The organism is Pseudomonas sp. GW822-FHT03F08 (assembly GCF_058801265.1).
The window spans coordinates 549,123-569,551 of the sequence record NZ_JBXANC010000004.1 but is presented as its reverse complement, the minus strand read 5'-3'; the positions used below and the strand labels follow the sequence as shown (position 1 = coordinate 569,551).

At 61.1% G+C, this 20,429-nt stretch carries 18 protein-coding genes; 10 read left to right on the top strand and 8 right to left on the bottom strand.

The window, feature by feature from the left end:
- The first annotated feature begins 51 nt into the window (after positions 1 to 51).
- The 5 genes from oscA (at position 52) to AC1RME_RS13045 (ending at position 4,148) form a co-directional block, all read left to right on the top strand.
- Positions 52 to 234, top strand: coding sequence for a sulfur starvation response protein OscA (oscA, locus tag AC1RME_RS13065; RefSeq protein ID WP_085733386.1), 183 nt, complete (start codon positions 52 to 54; stop codon positions 232 to 234).
- A gap of 132 nt (positions 235 to 366) precedes the next feature.
- Positions 367 to 1,380, top strand: a complete 1,014-nt coding sequence (locus tag AC1RME_RS13060) for a sulfate ABC transporter substrate-binding protein (protein ID WP_096821860.1) — start codon at positions 367 to 369, stop codon at positions 1,378 to 1,380.
- Positions 1,381 to 1,450: 70 nt separating this feature from the next.
- Positions 1,451 to 2,269 (top strand): sulfate ABC transporter permease subunit CysT, encoded by an 819-nt coding sequence (gene cysT, locus AC1RME_RS13055; protein ID WP_007952818.1) that lies wholly within the window; start codon positions 1,451 to 1,453, stop codon positions 2,267 to 2,269.
- A gap of 13 nt (positions 2,270 to 2,282) precedes the next feature.
- Positions 2,283 to 3,155 (top strand): sulfate ABC transporter permease subunit CysW, encoded by an 873-nt coding sequence (gene cysW, locus AC1RME_RS13050; protein ID WP_064361637.1) that lies wholly within the window; start codon positions 2,283 to 2,285, stop codon positions 3,153 to 3,155.
- A gap of 3 nt (positions 3,156 to 3,158) precedes the next feature.
- Positions 3,159 to 4,148, top strand: coding sequence for a sulfate/molybdate ABC transporter ATP-binding protein (locus tag AC1RME_RS13045; RefSeq protein ID WP_096821861.1), 990 nt, complete (start codon positions 3,159 to 3,161; stop codon positions 4,146 to 4,148).
- Between the two features lie 84 nt (positions 4,149 to 4,232).
- Here AC1RME_RS13045 and AC1RME_RS13040 read toward each other — a convergent pair whose 3' ends face one another.
- The gene (locus AC1RME_RS13040; protein ID WP_096821862.1) at positions 4,233 to 4,757 is read right to left on the bottom strand and encodes an Mpo1 family 2-hydroxy fatty acid dioxygenase; all 525 of its coding nucleotides are present in this window, start codon (positions 4,755 to 4,757) and stop codon (positions 4,233 to 4,235) included.
- 85 nt (positions 4,758 to 4,842) lie between these two features.
- On the opposite strand from AC1RME_RS13040, the gene AC1RME_RS13035 reads away from it, so the two are divergent.
- Positions 4,843 to 5,526, top strand: a complete 684-nt coding sequence (locus AC1RME_RS13035) for a Crp/Fnr family transcriptional regulator (RefSeq protein ID WP_096821863.1) — start codon at positions 4,843 to 4,845, stop codon at positions 5,524 to 5,526.
- A 3-nt stretch (positions 5,527 to 5,529) separates the two neighbouring features.
- Here the strand turns inward: AC1RME_RS13035 and AC1RME_RS13030 are convergent, their stop codons facing one another.
- The gene (locus tag AC1RME_RS13030) at positions 5,530 to 6,534 is read right to left on the bottom strand and encodes an AraC family transcriptional regulator (RefSeq protein ID WP_096821864.1); all 1,005 of its coding nucleotides are present in this window, start codon (positions 6,532 to 6,534) and stop codon (positions 5,530 to 5,532) included.
- Positions 6,535 to 6,634: 100 nt separating this feature from the next.
- Here AC1RME_RS13030 and AC1RME_RS13025 point away from each other — a divergent pair, with 100 nt between their 5' ends.
- A complete protein-coding gene (locus AC1RME_RS13025) occupies positions 6,635 to 7,708 on the top strand; it encodes a fatty acid desaturase (protein WP_096821865.1) in 1,074 nt (357 codons plus the stop codon).
- Positions 7,709 to 7,760: 52 nt separating this feature from the next.
- On the opposite strand, the gene AC1RME_RS13020 is transcribed toward AC1RME_RS13025, so the two are convergent.
- The 3 genes from AC1RME_RS13020 to AC1RME_RS13010 are packed head-to-tail and all read right to left on the bottom strand — an operon-like array spanning position 7,761 to position 11,796.
- Positions 7,761 to 9,371 carry an arylsulfatase gene (locus AC1RME_RS13020; protein WP_096821866.1) on the bottom strand — a complete coding sequence of 537 codons (1,611 nt, stop codon included), beginning with the start codon at positions 9,369 to 9,371 and terminating at the stop codon, positions 7,761 to 7,763.
- 14 nt (positions 9,372 to 9,385) lie between these two features.
- On the bottom strand, positions 9,386 to 10,201 hold the full coding sequence (locus AC1RME_RS13015; protein ID WP_096821867.1) for an ABC transporter ATP-binding protein: 816 nt from the start codon (positions 10,199 to 10,201) through the stop codon (positions 9,386 to 9,388).
- Positions 10,198 to 11,796 (bottom strand): ABC transporter permease, encoded by a 1,599-nt coding sequence (locus tag AC1RME_RS13010; RefSeq protein ID WP_493091360.1) that lies wholly within the window; start codon positions 11,794 to 11,796, stop codon positions 10,198 to 10,200. Before AC1RME_RS13010 ends, AC1RME_RS13015 begins: the two co-directional genes overlap by 4 nt.
- A gap of 304 nt (positions 11,797 to 12,100) precedes the next feature.
- Between AC1RME_RS13010 and AC1RME_RS13005 the strand changes: the two genes are divergently transcribed.
- Entirely contained in the window at positions 12,101 to 13,114 is a 1,014-nt protein-coding gene (locus tag AC1RME_RS13005; protein WP_011331920.1) for an ABC transporter substrate-binding protein, read from the top strand.
- A 39-nt stretch (positions 13,115 to 13,153) separates the two neighbouring features.
- Here the strand turns inward: AC1RME_RS13005 and AC1RME_RS13000 are convergent, their stop codons facing one another.
- Complete coding sequence (locus AC1RME_RS13000; RefSeq protein ID WP_039764497.1) at positions 13,154 to 14,074, bottom strand: LysR family transcriptional regulator; 921 nt, start codon at positions 14,072 to 14,074, stop codon at positions 13,154 to 13,156.
- A gap of 181 nt (positions 14,075 to 14,255) precedes the next feature.
- Between AC1RME_RS13000 and AC1RME_RS12995 the strand changes: the two genes are divergently transcribed.
- Positions 14,256 to 15,176: a TauD/TfdA dioxygenase family protein gene (locus tag AC1RME_RS12995; protein ID WP_096821869.1), complete on the top strand. Its 921-nt coding sequence runs from the start codon at positions 14,256 to 14,258 to the stop codon at positions 15,174 to 15,176.
- A 49-nt stretch (positions 15,177 to 15,225) separates the two neighbouring features.
- On the opposite strand, the gene AC1RME_RS12990 is transcribed toward AC1RME_RS12995, so the two are convergent.
- Positions 15,226 to 16,836: an alkaline phosphatase family protein gene (locus tag AC1RME_RS12990; RefSeq protein WP_096821870.1), complete on the bottom strand. Its 1,611-nt coding sequence runs from the start codon at positions 16,834 to 16,836 to the stop codon at positions 15,226 to 15,228.
- 101 nt (positions 16,837 to 16,937) lie between these two features.
- Positions 16,938 to 17,882, bottom strand: coding sequence for a LysR family transcriptional regulator (locus AC1RME_RS12985; protein WP_096821871.1), 945 nt, complete (start codon positions 17,880 to 17,882; stop codon positions 16,938 to 16,940).
- A gap of 165 nt (positions 17,883 to 18,047) precedes the next feature.
- Between AC1RME_RS12985 and AC1RME_RS12980 the strand changes: the two genes are divergently transcribed.
- The gene (locus tag AC1RME_RS12980) at positions 18,048 to 20,408 is read left to right on the top strand and encodes a TonB-dependent receptor (RefSeq protein WP_096821872.1); all 2,361 of its coding nucleotides are present in this window, start codon (positions 18,048 to 18,050) and stop codon (positions 20,406 to 20,408) included.
- Positions 20,409 to 20,429: the final 21 nt, after the last annotated feature.

Genomic DNA, 20,429 nt, shown 5'->3' with positions numbered 1-20,429 from the left:
GAACGCAGTGCCGCCCACTGCCAGGCATATCCCATACAAAGGAGCAGCACCATGAGCGCATCCCTGCGTAGCGTTGACGGTCAGGACGAAACCACCATCTTGCGCGAAATCCAGAGCGCCTTGCGCGACCTGCGTTTCGGCGCGGTGGAAATCACTGTGCACAACGCCCAAGTGGTCCAGATCGAACGCAAAGAGAAATTCCGTCTGCAGCAACCGGGTAACAAACCGGCCTGATTCGTAGTCTGCGGCAGCTCCTGCGGGGAGCTGTTGGCAGAAGCTGCCACAGGCTGCGGTCGTTGAATGAGCAACCCGATTCCAGCAATACATAAGAAAAAGCCACCACCAAGAATTCCAGGAGCTTTCACCATGTCGTCGATTCGCCGTTACGCTTTGGCCGCCCTGGCCAGCGCTGTGTTTGCCGGTTCCGCGGTTGCCAAGGATTACGAACTGCTCAACGTTTCGTATGACCCGACGCGCGAGCTGTATCAGGATTACAACGCCGAATTCGTGAAGTACTGGCAGGCAGAGCATGCCGGCGACACCGTGAAAATCCAGCAATCCCACGGCGGTTCGGGCAAGCAGGGCCGTGCGGTGATCGACGGTCTGCGCGCCGACGTCGTGACCCTGGCCCTGGCCGGCGACATCGACGAAATCGCCAAGCTCGGCAAGACCCTGCCGGCCGACTGGCAGAAGCGTCTGCCGGACGCCAGCACCCCGTATACCTCGACCATCGTGTTCCTGGTGCGCAAGGGCAACCCGAAAGGCATCAAGGACTGGGGTGACCTGGTCAAGAACGACGTCTCGGTGATCACTCCGAACCCGAAAACCTCCGGCGGTGCACGCTGGAACTTCCTCGCGGCGTGGGCCTACGGCCTGAAAGCCAACGGCGGCAACGAAGCCAAAGCCAAGGAATACGTACAGACCCTGTTCAAGCACGTTCCGGTTCTGGACACCGGTGCCCGTGGCTCGACCATCACCTTCGTCAACAACGGTCAGGGTGACGTGTTGCTGGCCTGGGAAAACGAAGCCTTCCTGGCGCTGAAAGAAGACGGCGGCAAGGACAAGTTCGACATCGTCGTGCCTTCGCTGTCGATCCTCGCCGAACCACCGGTGGCGGTGGTCGACAAGAACGCCGAGAAGAAGGGCAACGAGCAGATCGCCGAAGCCTACCTCAAGCACCTGTACAGCCCGGCCGGTCAGGAAATCGCAGCGAAGAACTTCTACCGCCCGCGTGACAAGGACGTGGCAGCCAAGTACGCCCAGCAGTTCCCGAAACTGGAGCTGGTGACCATCGACAAGGACTTCGGCGGCTGGAAAACCGCACAGCCGAAATTCTTCAACGACGGTGGCGTGTTCGACCAGATCTATCAGGCGCAGTAAGTTTCAATAGCCTAAAACGAGCCCCGGATTTATGTTCGGGGCTTTGCGCGTTCTCAAACCAAGGACTTTTATGTCGCGTCGTATCTCCCCCGTCATACCCGGCTTCGGGCTGACGCTGGGCTACACCTTGGTGTACCTCAGCCTGATTGTGCTTATCCCGCTGGCGGCGATGTTCGTCCACGCCGCCCAACTCACCTGGGATCAGTTCTGGACGATCATCTCCGCGCCCCGCGTTCTCGCCGCACTGAAGCTGAGCTTCGGCACCGCGCTGTGCGCCGCGATCATCAACGGCATCATCGGCACGTTGCTGGCCTGGGTGCTGGTGCGCTACACGTTCCCGGGGCGCAAGGTGATCGACGCGATGATCGATCTGCCGTTCGCCCTGCCGACCGCAGTGGCCGGTATCGCGCTCACTGCGTTGTACACGCCGACCGGGCTGGTCGGGCAGTTCGCCGCCGACCTCGGTTTCAAGATTGCCTACACCCCGCTCGGGATTACCCTGGCGCTGACCTTCGTGACCCTGCCGTTCGTGGTGCGCACGGTGCAGCCGGTGCTGGCTGACATTCCGCGTGAAGTCGAAGAAGCGGCGGCGTGCCTCGGTGCCAAGCCGTTGCAGGTGTTCCGCCACATCCTGCTGCCGGCATTGTTGCCAGCCTGGCTGACCGGTTTTGCCCTGGCGTTCGCCCGGGGCGTCGGCGAGTACGGTTCGGTGATTTTCATCGCCGGCAACATGCCGATGAAAACCGAGATCCTGCCGCTGCTGATCATGGTCAAGCTCGACCAGTACGACTACACCGGCGCTACCTCCATCGGCGTGCTGATGCTGGTGGTTTCCTTCGTCCTGTTGCTGCTGATCAACTTGCTGCAGCGGCGCATCGAAACCCCATAAGGAGGCGCGAACCATGTCCCAATCGTCTATTGCGGCCGCTTCCTCGGCCAACGCCGCCCGCCGTGGCAGCGCCACTTCGCGCAGAATCCTGATCGGCCTCGGCTGGCTGATTTTCTTCCTGTTTCTGCTGTTGCCGCTGTTCATCGTGGTGTCGCAGGGTTTGAAGAACGGCCTCGGTGCGTTCTTCACCGCGATCTTTGAACCGGATGCCTTGTCGGCGCTGAAACTCACGGTGATCGCCGTGCTGATTTCGGTGCCGCTGAACCTGGTGTTCGGTGTCAGCGCCGCGTGGTGCGTGAGCAAATACTCGTTCCGTGGCAAGAGTATGCTAGTGACGCTGATCGACCTGCCGTTCTCGGTGTCGCCGGTGATCGCAGGTCTGGTCTATGTGTTGATGTTTGGCGCCCAGGGCCTGTTCGGGCCGTGGCTGCAGGATCACGACATCCAGATCGTCTTCGCCCTGCCGGGCATCGTGCTGGCGACGATCTTCGTCACCGTGCCGTTCGTGGCCCGTGAGCTGATCCCGCTGATGCAGGAACAAGGCACTCAGGAAGAGGAAGCCGCGCGTCTGCTCGGCGCCAATGGCTGGCAGATGTTCTGGCACGTGACCGTCCCCAACATCAAATGGGGCCTGATCTATGGCGTGGTGCTGTGTACCGCGCGGGCCATGGGTGAGTTCGGTGCGGTGTCGGTGGTTTCCGGGCACATTCGCGGGGTGACCAACACCTTGCCGCTGCACGTCGAGATCCTCTACAACGAATACAACCACGTGGCCGCGTTCGCCGTGGCGAGCCTGTTGCTGATCCTGGCGCTCTTCATCCTGCTGCTCAAGCAGTGGAGCGAAAACCGTATCAACCGCCTGCGCGCCAGCGCCGCGGAGGAATAATTCATGTCGATCGAAGTGCGTAACGTCAGCAAGAATTTCAACGCGTTCAAGGCGCTGGACAACATCAGCCTGGATATCCACAGCGGCGAGCTGGTGGCGCTGCTCGGCCCGTCCGGCTGCGGCAAGACCACTTTGCTGCGCATTATTGCCGGTCTGGAAACCCCGGATAACGGCAATATCGTGTTCCACGGCGAAGACGTTTCCGGCCACGACGTGCGGGATCGCAACGTCGGTTTCGTGTTCCAGCACTACGCTTTGTTCCGCCACATGACCGTGTTCGACAACGTCGCATTCGGCCTGCGCATGAAGCCGAAAAACCAGCGCCCGAGCGAAAGCCAGATCGCGACCAAGGTTCACGAGCTGCTGAACATGGTGCAACTGGACTGGTTGTCGGATCGTTATCCGGAGCAACTGTCTGGCGGCCAGCGTCAGCGTATCGCTTTGGCTCGCGCCCTGGCGGTAGAACCGAAAGTGCTGCTGCTCGACGAGCCGTTCGGTGCCCTCGACGCCAAGGTGCGTAAAGAGCTGCGCCGCTGGCTGGCGCGTCTGCACGAAGACATCAACCTGACCTCGGTGTTCGTGACCCACGACCAGGAAGAGGCGATGGAAGTGGCCGACCGTATCGTGGTGATGAACAAGGGTGTGATCGAGCAGATTGGCTCACCGGGCGACGTCTACGAAAACCCGGCCAGCGATTTCGTCTATCACTTCCTTGGCGATTCGAACCGTCTGCATCTGGGCGATGACAACCACGTGCTGTTCCGTCCACACGAAGTGTCGCTGTCGCGGCATGAGCTGGAGGATCACCACGCCGCTGAAGTCCGCGATATCCGGCCGCTAGGTGCGACCACGCGAGTGACGTTGAAGGTTGAAGGCCAGGCGGATCTGATCGAGGCTGAAGTAGTGAAGGATCACGACAGCCTGACCGGGTTGGCGAAGGGGGAGACGTTGTTCTTCAAGCCGAAGGTTTGGCAGAAAGTCGCCAACGTTTGATCTTGCGCGTTCCCACGCTCTGCGTGGGAACGCCGCGGGATGCATTCCCACGCAGAGCGTGGGCACGAGCGAATCAGCCTGTATTCAGACAGCCGCACGATTCGGATTGACCCGCACCACACCTGCCCGCGCTTCAATCTGCTCTTTCAGCTCATGACGCATCCCGAGCATGAAAGCCAACTCGGCCACCACAAACAGCGGCCCGACAATCAACCCGCTCAAGTCATCGACGAACGCCGGTTTGCGCCCTTCATAGTGGTGCCCGACAAACTGGATCACCCAGCCAATCACAAACATCGCCAGGCCGCTGCTCAGCCAGACCAGGGTGCTTTGCTGTGCCAAAGCATGCCCGGCCCAGACGGAAAGCCCCATCAGCGCCGTCATCAACACACCGAGTTTCACTTCCAGTCGCAGGTAAAACCACGCCGAGGCCAGCGCCAAGATAACGGCAGGCGAAATCCACAATCCGCCCACCGACCATTCCGGCCGCGACAACAGCACGGCCACCGCCACCACAATCAGCGGAATCCCGATAAAGTGGCTGGCGATGTTGCGCGGGTCACGGTGGTAAGCGGCGTATTGACTCAAATGATCGACGAGGCTTTTCATTGTTGTTCCTCCTGTAGGGTGATCGAATCATGCCCCGGGTAAACGGTTCGCTCTGTCAGGCAGGCGACAATCTTTAGGAGAACGCATGGATAAGGTCTTGCGCGAGCGCCTGCTGACCGGGCAATGGTTCAGTCATCTGCCTTCGTCCTTTCAGGATAGTCTGCTGGCGACGGCCAAGGAGCGGCGGCTGGCGGCGGGGCAGCGGCTGTTCCAGCGCGGCGATGCGCCATGCGGGTTGTACGCGGTGCTCGACGGCGCAGTGCGCATCGGTGCGGTCAGCGAGCAGGGCAAGGAGGCATTGCTGAGCCTGGTGGAGGCGCCGCACTGGTTCGGCGAAATTTGCTTGTTCGACGCTCAGCCACGCACCCACGATGCTTATGCGGTCGGTCCTTGCACCCTGCTGAACATCCCTCAGGCAACGCTACTGAAGCTGCTCGACGAACACCCCGTTTACTGGCGGCATCTGGCCTTGCTGATGAGCCACAAACTGCGTCTGACCTTCATCAACCTTGAACAGCTGAGCCTGCTGCCGGCCCCGGCGCGTCTGGCTCATCGCTTGCTGATGATCGCCGAAGGCTACGGCGAACTCGATCCGCCACGCCGGGTGCTGCAACTGCCTCAGGAGCAACTGGCATCGATGCTGTCGCTGTCGCGCCAGACCACCAACCAGATCCTCAAGGAGCTGCAGGGGCAGGGGATTATCGGCTTGAGTTATGGCGAAATCGAAATCCTCGACGCTGCGCGATTGCGAGCGCTGGCTACCGTTTGAAACTCAACGCAACTGATCCCGAAACTGCCCCGGCGTCATCCCCGTCCAGCGTTTGAACGCGCGACTGAAGCTGCTCGTATCAGCAAACCCCAACAGATAACTGACCTCGCTCAACGAGCAGTGCGGATCCCGCAGGTGCAGCAGCGCCAGGTTCTCGCGGCTCTCATTCAGCAGCGTGTCGAAGCGACAACCCTCGTCCGCCAAGTGCCGCTGCAGGCTGCGCAGGCTCAGGTGCAAGGCCTGGGCGATGCGTTCGGCACTGGGTTCGCCTTCGGGCAGTTGTTCTTCGATGGCGTCGCGCACCTTGCGCTCCCAGGTCAGCGGCTTGAGCTGGGCGAGGGTGCGCTTGAGCACCGCTTCGTTGTGCTCGGCCAGTTCCGGGTTGGCGTCGTCGAGGTGGCTGTCGAAGTCGGTGAGGGCAAATTCGATGCGGTCTTCTTCGGCGGCGAAATGCACGGGTGAGCGGAACACTTTGTGCCACTGGTGCTCATCGGCCGGTGCAGGCCGACGCAGATACACCGCCAGTGGCGCGTAGTCTCGGCCCAGGCGATTGCGGCAGGTGCGCACGTAGATTGCGGCGAAGGCGTCGATGGCTTCGAACGCCGGGGCCGGGTTGTCGGCCGGGATTTTCAGGCGAAACCGGTAGCGGTCTTCGGTGCGGGTCAGCTCAAGCTCCAGCGCGTCGCTGACCACCTGGTGATAACGCACGATCCGCTCGAACACTTCCCGCAGGCTGCCGCTGGCCACCAACGCGTATCCCAGCGCGTGAAATGTCGTGGGGCTGACGAATCGCGACACGCGCAAACCGATCGCCGGATCACCGCTGACCTGCACCGCGATTTCCCACAGGCGCGTGGTGGCGGACAACGGATAGCGGGCGTTCGGGTCGTCCATCAATTGTGGATCGAGCCCGGCCTGCTGGCACAGGGCAGTGCTGTCCAGCCCCAGCGCTTCGAGTTGCTTGCGCAGGGCACGGGTCCAGCTGGCGAGAGAAGTCGGTTCCTTCATGCTGATTGGCGCTTCCGGTCAACAGGTTGGCGTTCTCGGCTACCGCGTTCGGAACTTGCACAGGGCAGGATGCGAACATCAATAACCAGAGGATGGAAGCATGGACCGTACTTCTGCAAGTCCCCAGCGACACAATGCTGCCCAGCGATCAGCGCATATTCGCGAAGTGGTGCTGGCCAAAGGCGTCGAGCTGCGTGAGCGCTACCCGATTCTCAACCATCAGGACGCCCTCGGCGCGGGGATTCTGGCCTTCGCGCTGGCCGGGATGATCGGTTCGGCGGCGCTCTACATCAGCGGGCACATGGCTTGGTGGGTATGCCTGTTGCTGAACGCGTTTTTTGCTTCGCTGACCCATGAGCTCGAACACGACCTGATTCACAGCATGTATTTCCGCAAACAGCGCGTGCCGCACAATCTGATGATGGGCCTGGTGTGGCTGGCGCGGCCGAGTACGATCAACCCGTGGATCCGTCGTCATCTGCACCTCAATCACCACAAGGTGTCCGGCACCGAAACCGACATGGAAGAGCGGGCGATCACCAACGGTGAACCCTGGGGTTTTGCGCGGTTGCTGATGGTCGGCGACAACGTGATGTCGGCGTTCATCCGCATGCTGCGGGCCAGGACATGGACGCACAAGTTCAGCATCATCAAGCGTTCGCTGAAGGTCTACGCGCCGCTGGCGCTGGTGCATTGGGGTGCGTGGTATGTGTTTCTCGGCTTCCATGCGGCCAACGGCATCGCTTACTTGATGGGCTCACCGATTGAATGGTCAGCGACCACGTTGTCGGTGATGCAAGTGATCGACATCGCCGCTGTGGTCATCATCGGGCCGAACGTGTTGCGCACCTTCTGCCTGCACTTCATCAGTTCGAACATGCATTACTACGGCGACATCGAAGCGGGCAATGTGCTGCAGCAGTGCCAGGTGTTGAATCCGTGGTGGCTCTGGCCGTTGCAGGCGTTCTGCTTCAACTTCGGCAGCAGTCACGGGATTCATCATTTTGTGGTGAAGGAGCCGTTCTACATTCGCCAGCTGACGGTGCCGGTGGCGCACAAGGTGATGCGGGAGATGGGGGTTCGGTTCAACGATTTCGGGACGTTTGGACGGGCGAACCGGTTCGTTCGCAAAGAAGAGGTGGTGCAGAAAGAAGTGCAGACGGCTCAGGCTTGAAGGTATTCGAAGCTATCGCCGGCCAACCGGCGATAGCGGGCATCCGTCACCCTCAATCCGGCTGAAACGGCGACTCACTCAAAATCACCCCGGTCTCCTCCACATACCGCTGCCAATGCTCGATCAGCGCTTCAAGCTTCTGCGGCTGACTCGACGCCAGGTCATGAATCTCCCCCGGATCACTGCCCAGATCATAAAGCTGCCAGGTCGCCGGCCCCACTGGCCCGGGGATCCACACCGCCTTCCACTGCCCCTGCCGAATCGCCCGGCGCCCGAACAGTTCCCAGCCGGTAACGGTGTGTTCGTCATGCACCTGCGCCGTTTCGCCGGACAAGAAACCCAGCCACGATTTGCCACGCAACGACGCCACCGGTTTGCCGTGCCACTGCTTGCCCGGATGGCGCACGCCGGCCAGATCGAGGATGGTCGGCGTGATGTCCATCACCGTGCCGAAACCATGGCTGATCTGCCCCTTCAACGGCAGCTGTGGATAGTGCAGCAGTGCCGGAACACGAATCCCGCCCTCGGTGGTGAACGCCTTGAACAGGCGTGACGGCGCGGTCGCCACCTGCGCCCAGTTCGGCCCGTACCAGACGTAGGAATTGGCGCGGCCGATGTTGTCGAGGCTGTTGTCGTAATGCTGGCTCAGGTAGGTCACCAGCTCCGGGCCGAATTTCGGGAAAGCCTCCAGCAGCGCGCCTTCGGCACCGTTGTCGGACATGAACAGGATGAAGGTGTTGTCGAGTTGGCCTTGCTGGCGCAGGTAGTCGACGACGCGGCCGATGTTCCAGTCCATGCGCTCGACCATCGCGGCGTAGACCTCCATCGCCCGCGCGGAAATCTGCTTCTGCTCATCACTCAACGCAGCCCATTGCGCGGTCAGCTGGATCAGCGGATGCGGCTCGACATCCGGCTCGATAAGCCCCAGCGATTTGAGTTTTTCCAGACGTTCGAGGCGCAAGACTTCGGGGCCCGCGTCGTAGCGGCCACGGTATTTTTCGACGATGTCGGCGGGTGCCTGCAACGGCCAGTGCGGCGCGGAAAACGGCAGGTAAGCGAAGAACGGCCGGCTCTGATCGCGCTCCTTGAGGTACTGCAACAGCTTGTCGCCGAAAGCGTCGGAGGAATAAAAATCCTTGGGCAATTCGTCGATGAAAGTGTCGTCTTCGATGTACAGCGCAGGGGTGGATTTCAGCAATCCCGGCGTGTGCTCATCGTAGGTCGGTTCGAATCCGTAATGGTTCGCGGCGCCGGGCAGCAGCGAGAACGAGCGCTCGAAGCCACGGGCGTGGGGCGCCAGTTCGGCGGTCAGGCCCAGGTGCCATTTGCCGCTCATCAAGGTCTGGTAACCCGCTTCGCGCAGCAACTCCGGCAACGCGACGACACGATCATTGAGGTAACCCTCGTAACCCGGTTTGCCGATCAGTTCCGGCGTCAGCGTTTCGGCCATGGTACCGATGCCGGCGATGTGGTGATCGGTGCCGGTGAGCAGCATCGAGCGGGTCGGCGAGCAGGTCGGTGCAGTGTGAAAGTCGGTCAGGCGCAGGCCGTTGTTGGCCAGGGCATCGAGGTTCGGCGTGGCGATTTCGCCGCCGAAGGCACCGATGTCGGAGAAGCCGAGGTCATCGGCCAGAATCACCAGAAAGTTGGGACGTTGCGGCATCAACAGGCTCCTGTTCAGCAGGCAATGAACGACAACGGCAGATCACGGATCTGTACCGGCACGCTCGGTTGGTAATGGTCATCACTGGTCAGTTCGTGCAGCAGTTCTTCGCGCAACTGATGGAAGTCAAAACTGCTGCGCTGGCGCGGATGGGGCAGGGCGATGTCCACCACTTGTTTGATCCGGCCGGGGCGCGGTTCCATCACCACCACGCGATCAGCGAGGAAAATCGCTTCCTCGACATCGTGAGTGACCAGAATCGTGGTGATTTTTGCCCGTTCACGAATCGCCAGCAGCTCGTCCTGCATCTGCTGGCGGGTCAGCGCGTCGAGGGCGCCGAAGGGTTCGTCGAGCAGCAGGATCCGTGGGCTCGCCACCAGCCCGCGAGCAATCGCCACGCGCTGCGCCATGCCACCGGAGAGTTGATGCGGGTAGGCGCGGGTGAAGTCGCGCAGGCCCACCAGTTCGATGAAGTCGTTGATGCGTTGCTGCTTTTCGGAGGCAGCCAGCGGCTCGTTGACCAGGCCCAGGCCGATGTTGTCGGCCACCGTCAGCCACGGGAACAAACGGTGTTCCTGAAACACGATGCCGCGCTCGCCGCCGATCCCGCTGACGGCTTTTCCATCGACCGTGATCTGCCCGCGAAACTGTGTGTCGAGGCCCACCAGCAAGCGCAGCAGAGTGGATTTGCCGCAGCCGCTGGAGCCGACGATGGCGACGAATTCGCCCTCGGCAATGTCGAGGTTGAATTCGCGAATCGCCTCCAGTTCGAAGCCGTCGACGTCGAAGGATTTGCCTACGTGGGTGAAGCTGACAATCGGTGCGTTCATGCGTGTCTCCAGCGGGTGGCGCGGATTTCCAGGCGTTGGCCAATGAGGTTGAGCAGGGCGCCGGTGAGGCCGACCAGCAGCATCCCGGCCATGATCAGGTCCATGCGCAGCAGTTGTTGGGCGCCGATCATCTGGCTGCCGATGCCGCCGTTGGACGGCATGAAATATTCGGCGCCGATGGTGCCGAGCCAGGCGTAGATCAGGCTCAGGCGCAGCCCGGCGAAAATCCCCGGCGCGGCGCCCGGCAATACCAGTCGGCGTAGTCGTTGAGTGAGGCTCAGGCGCAGCACCTGCGCGGCTTCATTGAGTTGCGGCGAAAGGTTGGCAACGCTGCGTTGGGTGGCGATGAACAGCGGGAAAAACGCGGCAAGGGCGACGAACACCCACTTGGCCAACTCGCCCAGACCGAACCATGCGGTCAACAGCGGCACCCAGGCGAAAATCGCGATCTGCCGCAGCGCGGCGAGAGTCGGGCCGAGCACGCGTTCGCTGGTGCGCGAAAGACCCAGCAGCAAACCCAGAACGAGGCCGAGGCCGCCGCCAATCAACAGGCCGCCGAGTGTGCGACCCAGGCTCAGGGCCATGCCCGAGATCAACGTGCCATCGAGCAATCCGTTTTTCGTCGCCTCAAGCACCGCCAACGGGCTGACCAGAATGTTGGCGTCGACCCATTGCTGATCGACCGCCAGTTGCCACAGCGCAAACAACCCCAGCGGCAACAGCCACGGCTGCACGCGCTGCCAGCCTTCATAGCGCGGCCCGCGACGAATTTCTGCCGTGGCCGGGTGCGGCCAGTGCACCAGTTTTCTGTCCAGCAGGCCGATGCCGCGATCCATCGCCACGCCGATCAGGCCGATCACCACGATGCACACGAACACGATGTCGAGCATGAACAGCTGCCGCGCCCAGACCATCAGGTAACCGATGCCTTCGCTGGAGGCCAGCAGTTCCACCGCGAGCAATGAAGTCCAGCCAGCGGCCAGCGCCAGACGCACGCCGGCCATGAACGCCGGGAGGGCGGCGGGTAGCACCAGTCGGCGGATCAGCAGGCGTGGCGGCAGGCGCAACACGGCGGCGGCTTCGCGCAGTTTCGGTTGTGCGTCACGCACGCCGACCAGTGTGTGCAGGGTCACCGGCACCACGATGGCCTTGACCAGCACCACCAGTTTCAGTGTTTCGCCGATACCGAAAAACACCATGAACAGCGGAATCCACGCCAGCGTCGGCACCTGGGCCAGACCGGCGAAGGTCGGAAAGATGAGGCGTTCGAGGCGACGGCTGAACCCCAGCGCTGCACCGAGTACGGCACCAGCCGAGATCCCGGCGAGCAGGCCCCAGAACAGTCGTTGCAGGCTGATCCACAAGTGACTCCACAACTCGCCTTGGGACAGCTCGACGGCACTGCTCCATACCAGCGATGGCGCCGGCAGGATCTGTTCGCTCATCCATTGATTGCGCGCCGCCAGCCACCACAGGGCGAACAGTCCAAGCGGCAGTAGCCAGGGTAAAACGCGGTGGCTCAGACTTGGCCAAGTGCGCCGGTTTTTCAACTGCGGTGCGGCCAGTGGCAGGCTGAGCAGGGATTCACGGGCCATGGGTGACCTCCGTTGTCGGGTTGGATCGAGTCAGCGGAATTAGCTAAAAACCAATTGTTATAAATAAATTAAAAAATAATCATTTTGGAGATAAGCAGCGCCATTTAAGGCCTCCAGCCCTGCACGCATCCAATGCATTCGAAGAATATTTTCGATGCTCTCCATGCATACCGGCCTGTATGTCCCGACTTTGCTGGCTTAGCTTTAAAAGCTATAAAAATGTGCTTTTTAAGTATTTAAGCGCTGGTACGGATTGCGCCTACTTTCGGCTCCTCAATGCCCGCCGTGATCAGGAGCCGCACCCATGAACCTTCCCTTCAAACGTGTCATCAGCCTGTTTGCCGCGCCGGCACTGGCGGGTCTGCTGGCGTTCTCTGCCCAGGCCGACGAACTCAAGGAAATCAGGATCGCCGTGCCTGATCTGAGCGCCGGCACCCAGCACAGCGGCGGGGGCATCGTGGACGTGCTGCGCGATCAGCAGATCTTCGAAAAGGCCTTCGCCGATCAGGGCATCAAGATTCAGTGGAGTTTCTTCAAGGGCGCCGGGCCGGTGATCAACGAGGCGTTCGCCAACGGTCAGGTGGACCTGGCGTATCTGGGTGATCTGGCGGCCATCATCGGCAAGTCCAACGGGCTGGATACGCGTCTGCTCAGCGCCAGCGCCCGGGGTGTGAAGCAATACCTGGGCGTGGTGCCGGGTTCGGGGATCAAAACGTTGCAGGATCTCAAGGGCAAGCGCGTGGCGATCTTCCGGGGCACCGCGACCCAGTTGTCGTTCGATGCGGCATTGGCCAGCGTGGGCCTGAGCGAGAAGGACGTGAAGGTGATCAACCTCGATTTCAACGCAGCGGTTGCCGCGCTGGCGGCGAAGCAGATCGATGCGTCGTGGGGCAGCTCCGGGCTCACCGCCTTGCAGGCCAAGGGCCTGGCCGAGTTGCCACTGAACACCAAGGACCTCGGTGGTGCCGGCAGTGTGCAGTCGGTGCTGGTGGGTACCGGCAAGTTTGTCGACGGGCACCCGGAAGCCGTGGCGAAGCTGCTCAAGGCGCAGCAACAGGCGGTAGAGTGGCTGACTCAGGACAGCAACAAGGACGCCTACGTGCAACTGGTTTCGGGGCTGGCGAGCTATCCGCCGGTCATCCTGACTCAGGATCTGAAGGATCAGAACCTGAGCGAAGTGTTCCCGTCGACACTGGATCCTCTGTTCCTCGAAAACCTGCAGGGCAAGGTGGATCTGGCGGCGCAGCAGAAGCTGATCCGCAAGCCGTTCAAGGTGAACGAGTGGGTGGCGCCTGAGCTGGCGGCTGCGAAGCTCTGAGTGATGTGATCCTTCCCACGTTGAGCGTGGGAAGGATCCTTAAACCGCGACACTGATTTCCTGTTTATCCACCGCCACCAACGTCTCGATCATCGCCCGCGCCGCCGGTGACAGCCGGAATCCCGTGCGGCTCACAATCCCGCACCGCGCATTCATGCTTTCCAGATTCTGCGGCAGGTTGCGCCAGTGCAGCAGCGCCAGTGAGCCCTGGGCGATGTCCTCGACAAACGCCTCTTCAGTGCCCACGCCAATCGCGTTGGATTGCAGCACCACTTTCACCAGCGCCGGAAAATGCTCGGTCTCGATGGTGGGGGAAAAGTCGATCCGGCCGCTGAGGTTTGCCAGCAGTTTGCGAATGCCCGGCGGGATCAGCGTGGTCGCCAGCGGGTAGTCGAACATGTCGTTGGTCGACAAGCTTTCCTTGGCCAGCAGCGGATGCCCCGGCCGGCAGAAAAACACCCCGCGCTTGGGTGTCAGCGGCTGGGTCTGGAAGTTCGGGTCGGATTCGAAATGGCGGATGTCGGCGATGAAGAACTCGATCTCCTCGCGGCTCAGGGCGCGGCTGAGTTTTTCCCAGTTATCCACCTGAAAACAGGTGCGCACTTTCGGGTGCGCATTGATGAATTGCGCCACCGCATCCGGCACCAGTTTCACCGCCGGCGCCGGTCCGCAACCGAAGTGCAGTTCGCCGGCGTCGAGCTTGGTCATCTGCGTCACCTCGGCGCTGAGCAATGCCGCGCCCTGCACCAGGGTCAGGGCGTGTTGCAGCACCACCTGGCCTTCGGGCGTGGGGCGCAGATCCTTGTTGCCGCGATCCACCAGCACGCAGCCGAACTCCTGCTCCAGCCCTTGAATGCTGCGGCTGAACGCCGGTTGAGTGATGCCCATGGCATCGGCCGCGCGGACAAAACTGCGGTGTTCGTTGAGGGCGATGAAGTAGCGCAACTGGCGAAGATCCATATGCTTTTCCGGCATCCTAAAAATAGCTCGAAGGCATTTGCGACGAGGGTTGCTTGAGGTTTTAAATGCAAGCTCTTATTCCGTCAACGAAGCATGTGAATATCTATTAGATGTAAATGGAATATAGATAGAGCGTTGTTTCGCTGCCGTCCAACCGCAAGCAGTCGATGAGGGTCTACCCATGAGCAATGCCGCACTCGCTGTAAAACCCGCTGTCCACGCGCTGGAGATTCATCCGGTGGCCGGCCGTATCGGCGCCGAAATCCGTGGTGTGCACCTGTCCGGTGAGCTGGATGCCGCGACGGTTGAAGCCATTCAACAGGCGCTGGTGCAATACAAGGTCGTGTTCTTCCGCGAGCAGACTCAGCTCGACGATCAGCGCCAGGAAGCCTTTGCACATCTGCTCGGCGAGCCGGTGGCGCATCCGACTGTGCCGTCCCGCGAGGGCACTCGTTATCTCTTGGAGCTGGATGGCGCCGAAGGGCAGCGAGCCAACTCCTGGCACACCGACGTGACCTTCGTTGATGCCTACCCGAAAGCGTCGATCCTGCGCTCGGTGGTGGCTCCGGCATTCGGCGGTGACACCCTGTGGGCGAACACCGCGACCGCGTACAACGAACTGCCGACCGAATTGCGCGAGCTGGCGGACAAGCTGGTGGCCGTGCACAGCAACGAATACGACTACGCCGGGGCGAAGCCGGACGTGTCGGCGGAGAAGCTTGAGCGCTATCGCAAGATCTTCACCTCGACGGTTTACGAGACCGAGCATCCGGTGGTGCGTGTACACCCGATCAGCGGCGAAAAAAGCTTGCTGCTGGGGCATTTCGTCAAGCGCATCAAGGGCTATTCCCAGGCGGATTCGGCGCACCTTTTCGGCTTGCTGCAAAGTCATGTGATTCGCCAGGAGAACGTCGTGCGTTGGCGCTGGAAGGCCGGTGATGTGGCGATCTGGGATAACCGTTCGACGCAGCATTATGCGATTGATGATTACGGCACTCAGGATCGGGTGGTGCGTCGGGTGACGCTTAAGGGGGAAGTGCCGGTTGGGGCGAATGGGCAGCGTAGCCAGACCATCAAAGGCGCTGAAATCGTCGGCGTCTGATAAGACCTCATCGCGGGCAAGCCGGCTATCCGGCTTGCCCGCAGTCCTTTCACCAGACGCCAATCTGAACGAGCTTCTCGGTCTCCGGCTCCCCATAACGAAACCGCTGCCCACGCAAATCAATCTCCTGATGACTGATCGTCGTGCGCCGCTTCAGCCCGCGCACCCACTCGAACAGATACCCCGCATGCTCCTCGCGCACCGCCGCATACGTAGGATCAGCGCCCAGATCCTGCAGCTCCTGCGGATCATTCAACAGATCGAAAAGCTGCGGCCGGAAGCCGTCGTACGCCAGGTATTTCCAGCGTTCGCTGCGCACCATGGTCATGCGGCAACGGTCGATCGGCTGGCCCAGTCGCTCCCGTGCCGGGGCCTGGAAGGCGTAGTCGTATTCGCTGATCGCATAGCGGCGCCAGTCAGGGTTTTCACCGTGCAGCAATGGAATCAACGAGCGACCTTCCAGTCGATGCTCCGCGCCAGTCACGCCAAGCGCTTCGAGAAAGGTCGGCACGCCGTCGATGGTTTCCGCCAGGCGTTCGTCCACCGTCCCCCGTGTGATGTCCGCCGCCGCACGCGGGTCGCGCACGATCAATGGCACGCCCACCGCTTGCTCCAGCAAAAACTCCTTCTCACCCAGCCAGTGATCGCCCAGGAAGTCGCCGTGATCGCTGGTGAACACGATCAAGGTGTCATCCCAGCGACCGTTGCTTTGCAGGAAATCGAACAGCCGCCCCAACTGGTCATCGACCTGTTTGACCAGGCCCATGTACGTCGGGATCACGTTCAGTCGTACCGGATCTTTGGAGAAGTTCAGGCTTTCCTCATGCTGGCGAAAGGCCTGATAGACCGGGTGGTCGCTTGGAGAGGCATTACGTACCGGTTCGAGAATCGATTTCGTACTGTACAAAGTGTGGTACGGCTCAGGTACGATGTAGGGCCAGTGGGGTTTGATATAGGACAGGTGTAAAAACCACGGTTTTTCACCTTGCTCACCGATGAAGTCGATGGCTCGATTTGTAGTGTAGACAGTCTCTGAATGTTGCTCGGGAATTCGCGCCGGCAAATGGGCGTTGCGCATTTTCCAGCCACTGAGGATTTCGCCGCTTTCGCCTTCGGCAGCGTTGGCCCAGTCGTGCCAGGGGTTACGCCCCTCGAACCCCTGCTCGCGCAGGTAATGGGTGTACGGCGCGGATTCGCGTTTGTCATCGAACAGCGGGTCGTCGGGGAAGATGCCGTCGTGGCGAAAGTACGGCTCGAAGCCGACTTCATTCAGCACTTCGGCCTGTGCGCTTTCAGGGTTGATCGCCAGCCGCTGCAAGGCATCCACGTTGGCCGTGGCGTGGGTCTTGCCGACCAGCGCAGTACGAATGCCGTGGGGCCGCAGGTAATCGCCGATGGTCAGTTCTTCCAGCGGCAGCGGCACGGCGTTCCACGCCACCTGATGGCTGCTGACGTAACGCCCGGTGTAGGCCGACATCCGCGACGGCCCGCAGATCGTGCCTTGGGTGTAGGCGCGGCTGAAGCGCACGCCGGCAGCGGCCAGGCGATCGATGTTCGGGGTGTGCAGGTGCGGGTGGCCGTAGCAGGACAGGTAATCGCGGCGCAGTTGATCGCACATGATGTACAGCACGTTGCGCACGGGGTTTTGCGGGTTGGACATGGGGTTCACCAGTCAGAAAGACAGGCGAGGTTTTTCGCTTTCGGCGAGGGTGTTCGGCAAGTGCATTCGGGGAATGCTTGTGATGCATGAAACGCATGGACTCAGACGGCGAGGTTTGCCAGCGAGCACACCTCCTCATCCACCGCATCAATCGCCTTGATTTGCTCGATCATTGCCTCGGCCAATGGCGACAACCGATACCCGGCGCGACTGACAATTCCGTAGCGCGTGTACAGCTCCTCGAGATCATCCGCCAACCCCTCGATTTTTAAACACACCAGTTCACCCCGGGCCTGATGCAGCGCATCCGAATAGGCACCGACGATGCCGATCGCGTCGGAGCGCAGCACTACACCGAGCAGACTGGCGCTGTTCTCACACTCGACATTGGGTATGAAATCCGGGCGGCCACTGAGGTCGACGATGACCTTGCGCAGATTCGGCGGGCGAATGCTGACCGCCAGTGGATAACTCATCAATTGCTCGGCCGAGACCCGCTCAAAAGCAGCCAACGGATGCCCGGCGCGGCAGCAGAAATGCCATTTGCGTGGCCGCAATCGGTAGGTCAGATAATCCGGATCCGCCTCGAAGTGGCGGGTGTCGGCGACGAAAAATTCAAACTCTTCACTCAGCAGCCGCTTGCTCAGACTCTGCCAGTCATCGACCTGGTAATGCACCCGCGCTTTCGGGTATCGGCCGATGAAACTGCCGATCGCCCGTGGGATCAATCCTGCCGCCGGCGCCGGGCCGCAACCGAAGCGCAACTCTCCCGCCTCCAGCCCGTTGAACTGGCTGATCTCATTGGCCATTTGCTGGGCGCCGCTGACCAGTCGCCGTGCGTGTTCAAGCAGCACCTGGCCCTGTTTGGTCGGCGGCAATTCCTTGCGCCCGCGATCCACCAACTGGCAACCGACGCTGTGTTCCAGCGCCTGAATGCTGCGGCTGAATGCCGACTGCGACAGGTTCACCGCCTGCGCGCCCGCGACGAAGCTGCGTTGTTCGGCGAGGGCGATGAAGTGTCTGAGCTGGCGCAAGTCGATATGCATTTTTCACATAAAAAATATCCGGGAAATGCATTGGATATGCATTAGGTCGACTCCTTATAAAGGCAATCTCTTATGCAGTAAATCTTTGTAAAAACATAAATAAATAACTTAAAAGAATATGCTGCACGGAAGATGTCAGCGTGTTTTTTGACCAGGAGCAGCCCCATGAGTCCGTTGAACCTCGCTTCACCGCCGCCGCCACGACGGCTCAAACGCTTGCCTCTGGCCCTTTTGCTGGCGGGGAGTGCCAGCTGGAATCAGGGTTACGCCGATGAAGCTCAAAACCCTGTACCGCCCCCGGCAGGCAAAAACGCCACCGCCACTTCGCAACTGGAAACCGTGACGGTCACCACTCGCCGTCGCGAAGAAAGTTCGCAGGATGTACCGACGCCGATGAGCGTGGTCAGCGGCCAGACCCTGGAGACGCAGCGGGTCTATCGGATTCAGGATCTGCAGCAACTGGTGCCCAGCGTCAACGTCGCCTACATGCATGCACGCCAGTCCAGCGTGTCGATCCGGGGCCTGGGCAACAACCCGGCCAGCGACGGTCTGGAAGGCAGCGTCGGCCTGTACATCGACAACGTTTATCTGGGCCGTCCGGGGATGGCGGTGTTCGACCTGATGGACATCGAACAGCTCGAAGTCCTGCGCGGGCCGCAAGGTACTTTATTCGGCAAAAACACCACCGCCGGGGTGATCAACATCAGCACCCGCGCGCCGAGTTTCACCCCGGAGCGCAGCATCGAAACCTCGGTCGGCGAGGACGGTTATTTCCAGACCAAGGGCACCCTTTCCGGACCGCTCAACGATCAATTGGCCGGGCGCATTTCCGCTTATCGCACCCGCAGCGACGGCGACATCAAAAACGAATTCAACGGTCATGACCTGAACGGCGGTTCCCGCGACGGCTTCCGTGCGCAGTTGCTGTTCAAGCCCAACGAAGATTTCAATCTGCGCTGGATCGGTGACTACAACGAAGAGGACTCCAGCGCCGGCACCCGCGTGCTGTACAACACCGGGCCGACCATCAACGGCGTCAACCTCTATCAGTCGCGGGCCAACGCCGCCGGCGCGACGCTGGTCAACGGTTCGCACCGCAAGGTCAATCTGGACAACGACCAGCACGTCACGGTGCATCAGGGCGGCACGTCGGTGGAGGCTAACTGGACGCTGCCGAGCGACTTCACCCTGACGTCGATCAGCTCCTATCGCTTCTGGAATTTCACCCCGGCCAACGACGATGGCCTCAATGTCGCGGCGACCTACAACGCCGGGGTTTCCGTCGAGGACAAACAGTACTCGCAGGAATTTCGCCTCGCATCGCCCAAGGGGGAGTTCTTTGATTACGTGCTAGGCGCGTACTACTTCGGTTCGGATCTGGACAACAAATCCTTCGCCTATTACGGCCCGCAGGCCGACATCTGGAACGGCACGCCACGGGGCGCATTGGCCAATGTCGGCAGCGTCGGCAACGGTCACATCAAGACCGACAGTTTCGCCCTGTTTGCCCAAGGCACCTGGCACCTCACCGAGCGTCTGGATTTCACCGCCGGGGTGCGCGGCACCTATGAAGAGAAGAATGCCTGGGTCACTCGCGATGCACCGGTCGGTGGCGCCGCTGTCACCGGTGCAGCGGCCACTGCACGACGCGGACGTACCGGCGCTTACGACTCTGGCGATCTGAACCAGTACAGCTCCAGCCCATCCGGATTGCTCAACCTCAGCTATCGCATTACCGATGATCTGCTCGGCTACGCCACGCTGTCCCACGGCGAAAAATCCGGCGGGGTCAACCTCGTGGTCGGTTCCGCTCCGACCGCTGGCGCCGACTCGCTGCTGATCGGCACCGAGCGCGCCAACAACGCCGAGCTCGGCTTCAAGAGCACCCTGTGGGACCGCCGCCTGCAGCTCAACGCCAACCTGTTCTGGACTCAGGTCAACGCCTACCAGACCAACGCCTACGACGACGTCAACCGCGTGCAATACCTGACCAATGCCGGCTCTGTGCGCTCGCGTGGTGTGGAATTCGAAAGCACCGTGATCCCGCTGCGTGGCCTGACCCTGAACTTCAACGGCTCGTTCAACGACGTCAGTTACCTCTCGTACAAAGACGCGCCGTGCCCGCCGGAAGTCAGTCTGGCGCCGGGGGCTCCGGCCTCTTGCGACCTCAGCGGTCATCAGGTCGTCGGTGCCTCGAAATGGATCGGCAATGCCAACGGCAAATACGAATGGAATCTGGCCAACGGGCTGCAACCTTACGTCACCGGCAGCTACGCATTCCGATCCAAAGCGGTGGGCACCGTCGAGGATTCCGACTACGGCCAGATCCCGAGTTACGCGGTGGTCAATCTCTCCACCGGCCTGCGCGGTGATTTCAATCAGGGCCAGTGGGACGTCTCGCTGTGGCTGAAAAACGCCTTCGACAAAACCTACTACACGACCCTGTGGACCGGCGGCAACGGCGGTTATGAAGGCCTGCTCGGCACGCCGCGCACCCTCGGCGTCACCGGTCGCTACGACTTCTGATCGATCCTTCAAGGAGCTGCA